Annotated in this window: 8 protein-coding genes; 2 read left to right on the plus strand and 6 right to left on the minus strand. The window is 61.2% G+C overall.

Features of this window, described 5'->3' with window-relative positions:
• Positions 1 to 19: 19 nt before the first annotated feature.
• The 3 genes from ABEG21_RS02350 to ABEG21_RS02360 are packed head-to-tail and all read right to left on the minus strand — an operon-like array spanning position 20 to position 3,197.
• The gene (locus ABEG21_RS02350; protein ID WP_347555678.1) at positions 20 to 1,126 is read right to left on the minus strand and encodes an aromatic ring-hydroxylating dioxygenase subunit alpha; all 1,107 of its coding nucleotides are present in this window, start codon (positions 1,124 to 1,126) and stop codon (positions 20 to 22) included.
• 36 nt (positions 1,127 to 1,162) lie between these two features.
• On the minus strand, positions 1,163 to 2,527 hold the full coding sequence (locus ABEG21_RS02355; protein ID WP_347555679.1) for a HAMP domain-containing sensor histidine kinase: 1,365 nt from the start codon (positions 2,525 to 2,527) through the stop codon (positions 1,163 to 1,165).
• Positions 2,514 to 3,197, minus strand: a complete 684-nt coding sequence (locus ABEG21_RS02360; protein WP_347555680.1) for a response regulator transcription factor — start codon at positions 3,195 to 3,197, stop codon at positions 2,514 to 2,516. The genes ABEG21_RS02355 and ABEG21_RS02360 overlap by 14 nt, the downstream gene beginning before the upstream one ends.
• Positions 3,198 to 3,491: 294 nt before the next feature.
• On the opposite strand from ABEG21_RS02360, the gene ABEG21_RS02365 reads away from it, so the two are divergent.
• Entirely contained in the window at positions 3,492 to 4,478 is a 987-nt protein-coding gene (locus tag ABEG21_RS02365) for a substrate-binding domain-containing protein (protein ID WP_347555681.1), read from the plus strand.
• Between the two features lie 65 nt (positions 4,479 to 4,543).
• Here ABEG21_RS02365 and ABEG21_RS02370 read toward each other — a convergent pair whose 3' ends face one another.
• From ABEG21_RS02370 to ABEG21_RS02380, 3 genes are all read right to left on the minus strand, one after another.
• The gene (locus ABEG21_RS02370; RefSeq protein ID WP_347555682.1) at positions 4,544 to 5,434 is read right to left on the minus strand and encodes a transglutaminase family protein; all 891 of its coding nucleotides are present in this window, start codon (positions 5,432 to 5,434) and stop codon (positions 4,544 to 4,546) included.
• Positions 5,431 to 8,064 carry a circularly permuted type 2 ATP-grasp protein gene (locus ABEG21_RS02375; protein ID WP_347555683.1) on the minus strand — a complete coding sequence of 878 codons (2,634 nt, stop codon included), beginning with the start codon at positions 8,062 to 8,064 and terminating at the stop codon, positions 5,431 to 5,433. Before ABEG21_RS02375 ends, ABEG21_RS02370 begins: the two co-directional genes overlap by 4 nt.
• Before the next feature lie 74 nt (positions 8,065 to 8,138).
• Positions 8,139 to 11,555, minus strand: coding sequence for a transglutaminase family protein (locus tag ABEG21_RS02380; protein ID WP_347555684.1), 3,417 nt, complete (start codon positions 11,553 to 11,555; stop codon positions 8,139 to 8,141).
• 188 nt (positions 11,556 to 11,743) lie between these two features.
• On the opposite strand from ABEG21_RS02380, the gene ABEG21_RS02385 reads away from it, so the two are divergent.
• A complete protein-coding gene (locus ABEG21_RS02385; protein WP_347555685.1) occupies positions 11,744 to 12,859 on the plus strand; it encodes a putative zinc-binding metallopeptidase in 1,116 nt (371 codons plus the stop codon).
• Positions 12,860 to 12,922 lie beyond the last annotated feature (63 nt).

The following is a 12,922-nucleotide window of genomic DNA, read 5'->3' on the forward strand; positions in this document are numbered from 1 at the left end:
TCGCGCTGCCGTATTCGTCCTACTTTTGAATAACCACCGGAATCGCATCGATCGCCCACGAGGTCGCATCGCGTCGCGCGGGGCTTGGAATCGCGCAGGCGCGACGTCCGCGATACTCCGCTTCGATCCGCCCCTCGTCGATGCGCCAGCCCTTCGCTTCCAGCTCCTTGAGCCGACGCCGGAAGGCGATTTGCAAGGCATCCGATTTCACCGACACTTCCTGCTGCCAATCATCCGGCACGCGCTCAGGCCGTACGTTGCGCAAGACCGCGTGATCCTGTTCGAAGATGCGTAGATTGCGTTGAATCGTCTGTCGGTCAAACAGCGGCGAACGCAGGAAGGAACGTCCCATCATCCACCAGGTCCGCGTACGGTTTGCTGCCACCGGCACATGTGCCGCAACGATATGAATCTTCCAGCTCGCGCGGGGCGTTAGTGCTAACGTCGAGCATGGGCCGGAGAAGTGAAACCCCGGCACCGTCGGCACCTCGACCCGAACGTCCGTGTTCCGACGCGCGAATAGGAAACGCTTTTTCGACGGCCGACGCATCGTCATTTGCGCTTCGCCGCTCCACGCATCGGTGGTCACGTCGAAGGCATCGATCTCGGGGCGTTCGGCATCGCCAAACGTCGATCCGTGCACGAACGGCGCGTGTGCGAAATCCAGGCCGTTTTCGATAACGCGATCCCAGCTCGCCTCCCAATCGAAGTGCCCACGTACGACACGAATCAGCGGGTCATCCACCCATCCGAGTTCAGGTAGCGCAGGCCGCTCCGCTTCGGGCAAGTCGCCTAGGAAGGCCCAGATCCATCCATACCGCTCGACGACGGCATAGGCATCGATGCGCGCCTTTGCAGGAATCTGTCGCTCCGGCTGGGCGGGTATGTGGGTGCACACCCCGTCGCCGCCAAACCGCCAGCCGTGATACGGACATTGCACAGTGTCGCCATTTCTGGCGCCCGCGGAAAGCGCCGCGCCACGATGTACACAGATATCGGACAGCAGATGCGCCTTTTGCTGCGTGTCGCGAAACGCGACAAATGGCTGGCCGAGAATCTGCACGGGCATCAGCGACGTACCGAGATCCGCGGAAGGAGCGACGACGTACCAGAGATTCTTCAGCATCGTTAACAGAAAAGGGGCGATCCAATCAGGGGGCGTTCAAACCACTGCCATTACCGGTCGCGAGAGCACGGCACGGCAGCCGACGTTCACGGGCTCGAACGCCAGGTTCATCCCGTGCATCGCCGCCACCGCACTGGCGAGGCTGAGGCCGAGACCGTTGCCTGGCGTATGGCGGCTCGCTTCCCCGCGATAGAAACGCTGCAGCACCGCTTCGTGCTCGCTCGGGGGAATACCTGGCCCATTATCCGTCACGGAGAAATGTAATGCAGTGTCATCACACGTAAGCCGAAGCGTCACGTCGCCGTGTTCGGGGGCGAACTTGATCGCGTTCTCGACGAGGTTGGCCAGCGCTTCGAAGAGCAAATTCGGGTCGCCTTCCAACACGAAGTCGGCGTGCTCTTGCACCTGACAGCGATAGCGAATCGCTTTCTCCTCCGACGACGGCTCGTAGTATTCGAAGACATCCTGCACGATGGAAGCGAGATTGACCGGCCGGAAGGATTCTCTGCGCGTCCCGCTCTCGATTTCCGAGATACGCAGCAAGGCATTGAATGTCCGCAACATCCCATTCGCTTCGACGAAGGCATCGTCCAATACGAGACGATAGTCATCGGTCGTGCGCGCGCGGCGTTGACCGCGTTCCAGTCGAGCGATCAAGCGCGTGAGGGGCGTGCGCAAGTCATGCGCGATCGCATCGCAGACACCTTTGACTTCGTTCATCAAGCGCTCGATCTCGTGGAGCATCTCATTCACCACGCGGACGAGACGCTCCAGATCGTCCTGTCCACGATGCGTCGGCAGGCGTTGCGACAGATCGCCAGCGATAATCTGCCTGATTGACGCGGTCACGGCATCCAATCGGCGCACGGACCTCAGGCCGAAAAGCGCCGCACCAAGCAGGCCGACAGAGAACGTGACGCCGGCCGCAACAATCAAGACGCGGAGCAGCGCCTTGTTGAATTGGTGCAACGTGCCCGCATCCTGGCATCGCATCGCATATTGCTGACTCGGAAACTGGATGGCGATGCAGCGCACCCATGGCCTTCCCGGCTCACCCTCCAGGCGCATCGAAAAGGGCTTACCGAATTCGGGTGTTTTTCCCGGGGCGGTCAGCAAGGCGCCGGCAACATAAGTGCCGTCGTCCTCATACATCCCGTTCGTCAAATGATTGGCCGGATCGCTATGCCGCAATACGGTCAACTGTGCTGCCATCTGCTCCGGGGTCTTTCTCTGCATCGCGGCATATTCCCGATTCAGCCAGTCATCGACGCGATCGCTTTCGAAGCCCGTGATCGAAATATAGAGATAGGCGAACAGGAATACGGATATCGCACCGAAAATGCCGAGGAACAATACGGCAAGCCTGAAGCTCGTGGTGCGTTGCAGATCAATCAGGCGCACGGAGGATATATCCCGAACCGCGTACGGTATGAATCATGGTGGAAGTCCCGGAGGGGTCGAGCTTTCTTCTCAATCGGCTGATATGGACATCGACGACATTCGTGCGCTCTTCCACCTGATAGTCCCACACCGCTTCGAATAACATCCTCCGGCTGACCACCTGTCCCGCATGGCGCATCAAATACTCGAGGATGCGATATTCGCGCGGCAACAGATCCACTTCGCGCTCCGCATAGTTGACCGTGCGGCGTATCAAATCGAGCGTCAGCGGACCGACGCGACTGAGCGGCGTTTCGGGCGGCGTCTGGCTTCGACGCATCAGGGAATCGAGCCGGGCGGTAAGTTCGATGAATTCGAACGGCTTCACCAGATAATCGTCGCCGCCCGCGCGCAATCCCTTCACGCGCTCGTCCACCGCCGATAGCGCACTCAGGATCATCACCGGCGTGGAGACCCCGGAACGTCGCAAGGCGCTCAACACCTCGAGTCCCTCCATGTCGCCCGGCAGCATCCGATCCAACAGGATCGCATCGTAGGAGCGGGCGAGCGCCAACGCCAACCCGGCTTGACCCGTTTGGGCCGTGTCGACCTCGCAACCGTGATCCAGCAAGGCGATCTTGATCTCATCGAGCGTTTTGAGATCGTCTTCGACGACAAGTACAGCCGGCATTCCTCTCCCTTTACAAGGCAGTGAGACGTTTTTGAGATCGGCGCAAAGTTAAAAAAAGTTCATGAAACCTTTTTAACCCTTTGATTATATGAGAATTTGCGACATTTGGCATTTTAATGTATAAATGCGAACAATTCCTATTTATGTTCCGTGTCAGCAGTTGCGCGGCCAGCTTGGCGCCCTCTTTCTCGTGAGTAGAAAACCTTGAAAAAAACAGCGTTTGCGGCACGCCGGGCATTCTCGCGGGCATCTCAAAAAAGCTTGCTGGGATGCGCCGCGATCGGCTTGGCCTGTATGACGATCGGGCTGTCTGTCGGCTCAGCGCAGGAAAAGCAGGACGGTCGGCAGCCACCCCCGCGATATACCGATGCATCCGGCGCGATTCAAATCGTCGGTAATGACGGCATGGACACCATGCTGAAAGCGGCGAATACGTTGTTTACAAAGACGCATCCGGACATTCGCTTTGCGATGTATCTGCACGGCTCCTCTACGGCCATGCCCGCGTTGACGAGCGGTATCAGCGCCTTTGCGCCGATGGGGCGCGATATCTGGCCGAACGATCGCACCAATTTCAAGAACACCTTGGGCTATGAGCCGATCGACATCAAGATCGGCTATGCGGGATGGGGGCCGCGCGAAGGTTTCAAGACGCCGCCGTCCGTCTACGTCAATCAATCGAACCATCTACCCGGCCTGACGCTGACGCAGCTTCGGCAGGTTCTGACCACCGGGGCGGCGGACGGCGATATTCGCACGTGGTCCCAAATCGAGAAAGATCCGAAGGCCGTGTCGCGACAAATTCACGTCTACGGCATATCGGACAATGGCGGCTTTGCCAGCGCTTTTCGTATCAGTCAGCTGCAGGGGCTGCCGTTCACCAGTCATTATGAGACGTTGCCGAATGCGCGTGAGGTGATGCGGGCAGTCGCAAGCGATGCGAACGGTATTGGCCTTGTCGGCTGGTTCGACGCATCGAAGACACCGGGTGTGCGATTGCTGCCCATCGCGGCGGCGGCCGGTCAACCCTTTGCCACGCCCTCCCAGGAGGACTTGCGCGCCGATCGCTATCCGCTGACGTCCTACCTGCATATCTATATCAACAAGCCGCCGGGACAGTCGGTTGCGCCCTGGCTCGTCGATTATTTGAATTTGCTCCTGTCGCCGGCGGGCCAAGCCATCATCGCCCAGGAACAATCGAAAGAGGGCGGTTTCCTGCCGCTCTCCGAGGCGATGCGACAAGCCGAACTCGAGAAAGTCGAGCGCCTGCGCCAACCATAGTCGGCCTCCGCGCTTTTTTCACGTTACGTGATGCGTGTGGGGCGGCGATGCAATATCGACGATAGTCAAACCGCTTGCACTGTCACGGCGACTTTGACTTCATGCGCACCGCCGCCCAGGATCGTGCCGCGAAGCAGTGACACGTCACTGTAATCGCGACCGGTTGCGAGCGTGACGTGTTCCAGATCCGCCAACATATCGTTGGTCGGATCGAGATCGATCCAGCCGTGGTCAGCGCAAAACACGGACACCCATGCGTGCGACGCGTCGGCGCCGATTCGCTTTTCCTGACCCTCGGGCGGATCATTGCGCAAATACCCGCTGACATAGCGTGCGGGCAATCCCACGGCGCGCAGGCAGGCAATCATCACTTGCGCGAAATCCTGACATACGCCGCGACGCATCTCGAAAGCGCGCAATGCCGGCGTATTGAACGCGGTCACGGTCGGCTGATACGTAAAGTCCGCATGAATGCGATGCATCAAATCGATCGCCCCCTCGGCGAGAGGCCTGGCAGGCGTGAAGCTCCGCAGCGCATAATCGCGAAATCCCGAGCCCATGCCGATATTCGGCGAGGCGTAACAGAACTCGGTCTCCGGCTGGTAGGGCGCGCCAACCCGGAAACGCATCGCTTCGGCAACGGTTTCCCAGGCGGGCGTCATCGCCGGCACCAAGGACGTCCAGCGCGGTGCCAGCGCGACATACGTCTCCGTGCGCATCGACAACTGGTTGTGCGGGAGTTCCAGAGAAAAATACAGCACTTGATTGCCGAAACTGTCGAGGCGCTGGGCGATGTGCAAGGGCTCGGGCGCGATCTTTTCGACACACGACATCACCTTCTGCCAAGGGCAATCCAATGGCCGCGTGATCGCCAGGTGTTGTGCATTCTCGACCGCGGTCGAATAGTCGTACGTGGTCTCGTGCGTGACACGCAGGACGGTTTCCGATGTCGTCACAGAACGATCCCCGACAGTGGCGGCTGCGCGTGGCTGAAGTACCGTGCGCTGATCTCGTTGGCCGCGGCACTGACGCAGTCGCTGAGTGCATCGCAGGTCGAAATCAAAGTGTCGTGCACGCCATCGGCGGACACCGCGCACAGCGCTTCGAGTCCCGGCAACGACGCTAACGTGCGGCTGGCATCGGCGAACGGGGCGGGGCCGTCGTCACGGCGATGATCGGCCGCGTGCAGAATTTCGTCGAGCCGTTTGCATAAGCGCCCGAACACGCCATACAGACCGCGCGGATTGGTCGGCTCGACCACCAGCAAGCTGAGCAGGGCCGGCAATTCGAAACGGCCCGGATACAAGGAACGGTAGGTCAAGGTGCTGTCGAACAGTTGCAGCAACAGATCGAAGCCTTGCGGCGTGTGCAATTGGCGCTTCTCCGCGACTTCGCGAATGTAGTTCGCCATCGTCCAGACCCGTTCGATATGACGGCCCGCATACATCAGCACCCAGGCCTCGTCGCGTGTCATCCGGTCGCGCTGCGCACCATTGATGGCGAGCAACTGCGTCGTCAGATTCTCCAGCGTCTGCGTGAGCAACACGCGGTCGTAGCGGATCGCCATCGAAGGCGGCGTCTGCGCCGTCGACGGTGTGCCCGTCACGGCACTGGCCGACGCCGGCATCAAGAGGCGCATCGCGTCCCGGAAGTCGTTGCGCGCGGCCAGGATCGTGCGCCAGTGGTCCGCCGACAGCCGATTGCGAATATCGCTATTCGTCCGAACCTGACTCGCCAGGTTCTGGCCGATGCTGGCGGCGGGTGCCTGTTCGCCGAGATGCGCGAACAACAGCAGTTCGAACGCGTGCGGCGAGCGTGCCGGGACCTCGGTGTCGAACGGCAGTAAGCCGAATTGCTTGGCCAGCCCCACCAGCATGTCGAACAACGGCTCGGATTCGTTGGTCTCCAATGCCGACAGGATGAAGCGCAGCAGGCGCACATTGTTTTCGGCGCGCTCGCCATAGCGACCGGCCCAAAACAGGTTCTCCGCGGCCCGAGACGAGACGATGCGTCGCTTGTGCGACAGTTCATCCGGCGTCAGCGCCGTCGGCAGCAAGGACAGGTCCGAGCTGGGCTTGCTCGACAGCACCCAGGTATCGACGCTGCTGCTGCCCGCTTGCATCGAGACATAGGCCTGCAGTTCGCCGCCCAGTCGCGTGAAACCGCCGGGCATCACCGACCAATGGCCGTTCGCGTCGACGATCGCATAGGCGCGCAACACGGCAGGGCGGCCGCTGAGCGTCTGGTCGGCGTAGCGCGGTGCGTGGGAGCCCGGAAAGGGTGCCTGCACGGTGAAAGCATCCGGCGTGGCCTCGATGCGTGCACGCCAGTCCGACAATGCCTGCGGACCGTCGCTGAATCCTCGCAGGCTTGCGCCATCCAGTTCGACACCGGGCCAGGTGGGGATGACGAAGGCTTCGTCCAACTGCGCCAGCGCGGCGTCGCGCGCGGCTTGTTCGCCGCACCACCATGTCTGGACGCTGGGGAGCGCGAGGGGCTCGTCGAGCAGCGCTTGCGAGATGGCGGGCAAGAAGCCATGCAGTGCCGGCGATTCGACGAAGCCGGTCCCGGGAACGTTCGACACCATGACATTGCCGGCGCGCATGACCTGCAACAAGCCCGGTACGCCGATCGTCGAGTCCGCGCGTAACTCCACCGGATCGCAGTAGGCGTCGTCCAGGCGGCGCAACAGCACGTGCACCCGCTCCAGACCGGAGAAGGTCTTCAGGAACAGTTTGTCGTCTCGAACGGTGAGGTCTTTTCCTTCGACCAGCGTCATGCCCAGATAGCGCGCCAGGAAGGAATGCTCGAAAAACGTTTCGCTATAAGGGCCGGGCGTCAGCAGCGCGAGGCGGGGCGAGCCGCCTTCGTCGGGCTGCATCGTCGCGCGACCGCCTTCCACCAGCGTTGAGATCAATTGCGAATAAAAAGGCGCGAGGCGCTGTACGTGCATCGATCGGAACGGCTCGGCGAAGACATTCGAGACGATCAGCCGATTTTCGAGCGCATAGCCGAGTCCCGACGGCGCTTGCGTGCGGTGTTCCAGCACGGTCCACTCGCCGTTCGGCGCGCGCGCCAAATCGACGGCGACCACTTGCAGGAATCGGTCGCCATGCGGGGTGAAACCTTTCACCGGACGCAGATAGCCCGGATGGCCGAACACCATGGCCGGCGGCAACAGGCCACGGTGCAACAGCGTTTGCGCGCCATAGGTATCGGCAACGATCGCGTCGAGCAATTTCGCGCGTTGTTTGACGCCCGCTTCGATCGTCAGCCATTCCGCCTCGCTGATCAAAAAGGGCAGCAGATCGAGGGACCATGGCCGGGGTTCGCCTTTGTCCGCGTAGACGTTGTAACTGATGTCGTTGTCACGGACCTGCTGGGCGATCGCATCGGTCGTCTGATCGAGCCCGGCAATGCCGTCTTCGCCCAGCAGTTCGAGGAAGCGGCGCCACGGCCCGCGTACCTGTCCCGACGGGTCGCGCAACTCATCCCAACAACCTTGCCGAATCGGCTTGGCACGCAGCGAGGCCGCCAGATCGTTAGGCGATGCCGCGTCGAAGGGCAGAGTGGATTGAAATGCCACGGTCGTTCACTTTCAAAAAAATCGGGTCCGATGCCGCGCGCGATGTCGGCGTTTTTCGCATCGGACAAGCCGATTTAACGGCGGCGGAGGTCAAGCGTAAATGGAAATTCCAAACTGCGTTGCGCCTCGCCGACGGTCCATAAACCGGGCGAATGGCCCGTTTCGAAGAAGCGCGCGCGGCGCCGGCTTTCCGCCTCGTACGCGTTGACCGGGAAGGTCGTGTAATTCCGTCCTCCCGGGTGTGCCACATGATACCTGCAACCGCCGATCGATCGACCATTCCACGTATCGATGATGTCGAACGTCAGTGGCGCATCGACGGCGATCGTCGGATGCAGCGCGGACGGTTGAGACCAGGCGCGATAGCGAACGCCCGCGACATGCTCGCCGGCCCGGCCGGTACTTTGCAGCGGTAACGTCATGCCATTCACGGTGACGCGATGCCGATTATCGTTCAATCCCAGCACCCGCACTTCCAACCGTTCGAGCGAGGAATCGACATATCGAACCGTGCCACCGATGGCGCCTTCCTCGCCCATCACATGCCAGGGTTCGAGTGCATTGCGAATTTCGAGTTCGATGCCGTTCGCCTGCACCGCGCCGACCACCGGGAAACGGAATTCGAAATGCGGCAGGAACCAGCTCGCGTCGAAGGCAAACCCGGCATCGTTCAAGTCCGCGATGACGTCGTCGAAGTCCCGCTTGATGAAGGTGCCGAGCAGGAAGCGATCGTGCAACTCCGTGCCCCAGCGCGTGAGCCGCGTCTTGTAGGGCTTGTCCCAGAAGCGCGCGACCAAGGCGCGCAACAACAGCTGCTGGACCAGACTCATCCGGGCGTGGGGCGGCATTTCGAAGCCACGCAGTTCAAGCAGGCCGAGGCGGCCGGTCGGACCGTCCGGCGAGTAGAGTTTGTCGATACAGAACTCGGCACGGTGCGTATTGCCGGTGACATCGATCAGCAGGTTGCGCAGCGCCCGATCGATCAGCCAGGGCGGGATGTGCGCATGGTCGCGCCCGCCGAATCGGTCGAGCTGCCGTTGCAATTCCTCGAAGGCGATTTCCAATTCATACAGCTGGTCGTTGCGCGCTTCGTCGACGCGCGGCGCCTGGCTCGTCGGCCCGAGGAACATGCCCGAGAACAGGTAGGACAGCGACGGATGATTGATGAAATACGCGATCAGGCTGGTCAGCAGATCCGGCCGCCGCAGGAAGGGACTGTCCTCCAGCGTCGCGCCGCCCATCACGAAGTGGTTGCCGCCGCCGGTTCCCGCATGGCGGCCATCTAGCATGAATTTCTCGCTGCTCAGATAGCTTTCCTGCGCCGCTTGATACAGAAACTCGGTGTGATCGACCAAGGCATCCCAGCTTGCAGCCGGATGGATATTGACTTCGATGACACCCGGGTCCGGCGTGACCTGCAGCATCTTCAAGCGTACGTCGCGCGGCGGCGGATAGCCTTCGAGCACCACCTTCATCTGCAGATCCGTCGCGGTGGACTCGATGGCGGTGACCAGATCCAGATAGTCGTCGAGTTCGGTCAACGGCGGCATGAAGATATGCAACAGGCGCTTGCTGCGGCCCATCGCGGCAGCTTCCACCTTCGGCCCGGCCGCGCGCGCCGGATCGCGTGCCTCCACGCACAAGGCGGTCCGGTGGACCCAATGCGCGGATTCGCCGGGTAAGGGCGGCTGTGACTTTACCGGGTCCGTCGAACCCGCCGCGGCGGCGCCTGCTTCATCGACAGCTTTTCCGAAATAAGCACGTCGGAAGTCCTCTGTCGCACGTAAAGGCGTCGGCGTGACGGAGGGATCGACCGGATGCTGATACGGGTAGTCGGTCTTATCGACCCACGGCAGCGAGTCGAGCGGGAGGCGATATCCCATTGGTGAATCGCCCGGCGTCAGCAGCATCGTGTCGTCGCGGAAATGCCAGGGACCGCTACGCCATATCGCCGGCTCGCCGCTTTTTGCGGGCTCTCGCGTGATCGGCAGCGCATAACCGGTGATGCTCGGCAGGCCGGCGCCGAACACGCGCCGCAGGCGCATATGTTCCAAGGCGTCGTCGAGTTTCGCATCGTCGGGTGCGACGTTGACCGGCAGGCGGCGCTCGCGCCAGGCGTAATAGAACGCGTCCTCATAGCCGGCCTCGATATGGGCCGGATTCAGCGACAGCTTGCCCGTCAGATGCGTCAGAAAGCGATGCGCATCCTCGGCGGTATAGTCGCCCGGATCGCGTTCGTCGGCGAACAAGGCGGGGTTTTGCCAGATGGGCTGGCCGTCGGTACGCCAGAACAGCGACATCGCCCAACGCGGCAATTGCTCTCCCGGATACCATTTCCCCTGACCGATATGCAGAAAACCGCCCGCGCCATAGCGCGCCTGCAGTTTCTCCATCAGCGACACCGCATAGCTGCGTTTGGTGGGGCCGAGCGCGTCCGTGTTCCATTCCGCCCCATCGCGATCCCGGACCGAGACGAAGGTTGGCTCGCCGCCCATCGTCAAACGCACGTCCTGATCGGCCAGCTGTTTATCGACTTGCGCACCCATGGCGAGGATGTCGCGCCAGACTTCCTCGGTGAAGGGCTTGGTCACGCGGGGCGTCTCGCGCACGCGCTCGACCTGCATGATGTGTTCGAAGCTGACCTCGGACTGATCCACCGCGCCCGAAATAGGGGCGGCGCTGCCCGGCTCAGGCGTACACGCGACGGGGATATGGCCCTCGCCGGCAAACAGACCCGACGTCGGATCCAGGCCGACCCAGCCCGCGCCCGGCAGATACACCTCGCACCAGGCGTGCAGATCGGTGAAATCGACCTCCGTGCCGCTGGGACCGTCGAGCGACTTTTGGTCCGGCGTCAATTGAATCAGATAGCCCGATACGAAACGCGCCGCGAGACCCAGTTGCCGGAACGTCTCGACGAGCAACCAACCGCTGTCACGGCAAGAACCGAGCGCTTTTTCGAGCGTCTCCTCGGGCGACTGCACTCCCGGCTCCATGCGGATCACATAGCCGATTTTGTGCTGAATCTGCTGATTGATGCCGACGAGGAAATCCGCAGTGGCTTTTGGCGCCGTGGCGATATCGGTCTGGATATCCGCCAGGAAGCGGGCCAGTAGCGGCGTTACCGCGCCCTTGACCAGATAAGGCGCCAGTTCCGCGGCGAGCTGCGGCGAATAGGTGAAGGGAAACTGTTCGGCTTCCGGTTCGAGGAAAAAGTCGAACGGGTTATACACGGCCATCTCGGCGATCAGATCGATCGTGACCTTGAACTCGCGGGTTTTTTCCGGGAACACCAGCCGCGCCTGATAATTCGCGAAGGCGTCCTGTTGCCAATTCGTGAAATGGTCGGCGGGCTCGACCCGCATCGAATAGGACAGGATGGGAGTGCGGCAATGCGGCGCCGGGCGCAATCTGACGATCTGCGGCGACAAGCTGACCAAGCGGTCGTAGCGGTAGTGCGTAACATGGTTCAATGCGACACGAATCGACACACTAGACTCCTCGTTGGATTAAGCGAACCCGGCACGCTAGGGTGAATTATGCCGCCCGAAACAATTTCCACGGCATAGATTCGTCGGTTTGGGCAATCGGGTAGCACTTGGCGGCCTGGCGGCACGGTTTTTGCGATCTGAGCCGCTCGATAGCGTTTCACACGAGAATAAGAGCTTGGCATGCCAATATGAAAACCTTTCATTGCAATCGTTGTCAGCAGCACGTTTTCTTCGAAAATATCAATTGCGGCGCATGTGCGGCAATGTTGGGGTATGTCCCTGAATTTAAGGAGATAAGTGCCTTTGAGCCGGCGGGCGGCGTGACGTGGCGCAGCCTGCATCCGCAGGGAGAGGGCCGGCTGTTCCGGCAATGCCAGAACTATGCCGTGGCGAATGTCTGCAACTGGATGATTCCGGCGGAAAGCCCGGATACGCTGTGCCCGGCGTGTAAACTGACGCGGACGATTCCCAATTTGTCGGTGCCGGGAAATGCGCAGTATTGGTATCGGCTCGAACACGCCAAACGTCGCCTGCTGTACACGCTGGAGTCATTGGGGCTACAAGCGGAAGGCCGAGACACCGATCCGGAGAACGGCCTGCAGTTCGATTTTCTCCAGGATGATCCGGGCGGCGAGAAAGTGCTGACCGGCCATGATCGGGGCTTGATCACGATGAATGTCGCGGAAGCCGACGATGCCATCCGGGTCAAGGTGCGAGAGGAAATGGGGGAGCCGTATCGCACGCTGCTCGGTCATTTCCGGCATGAGATCGGTCACTATTATTTCGATCGCCTGATTCAAGGGCAGGCGTGGGAGGAGCCGTTCCGCGCATTGTTCGGCGACGAGCGCGCCGACTACGAGGCCGCGCTGCAAGCGCATTACCAGGCCGGCGCGCCGCTCGATTGGGAGACGTCCTTCGTCAGTGCGTATGCAACGACGCATCCGTGGGAGGATTGGGCGGAAACCTGGGCGCATTACCTGCATATCATCGATACGCTCGATACGGCAGTGGGATGCGGCATGAAATTGATGCCGGATACGCCGAACGAACCGACGCTGACGACGCTGACGCCGGTGGAGAACGCCAGTTTCGATCGGCTCATGAAGCAGTGGTTTCCGCTGACGTATGCGCTGAACAGCTTGAACCGCAGCCTCGGGCTGGCCGATGCCTATCCGTTCACATTGGCGCCGAAAGTCATAGACAAGCTGCGCTTCGTGCATCGCGTTATCCATGCTGAACGACCGAGCCTGACGGTACCGAGTGAACCGAGGCTGCCGGAGAGCGCACCCCACGTCGCGGTATGACCTATTTTCGTGACAAGACATTCCAAAATGGAATGCCTTTCTTCATCGTATCAGGCGGCTCGG

The organism is Robbsia sp. KACC 23696 (assembly GCF_039852015.1).
Lineage (GTDB): Bacteria > Pseudomonadota > Gammaproteobacteria > Burkholderiales > Burkholderiaceae > Robbsia.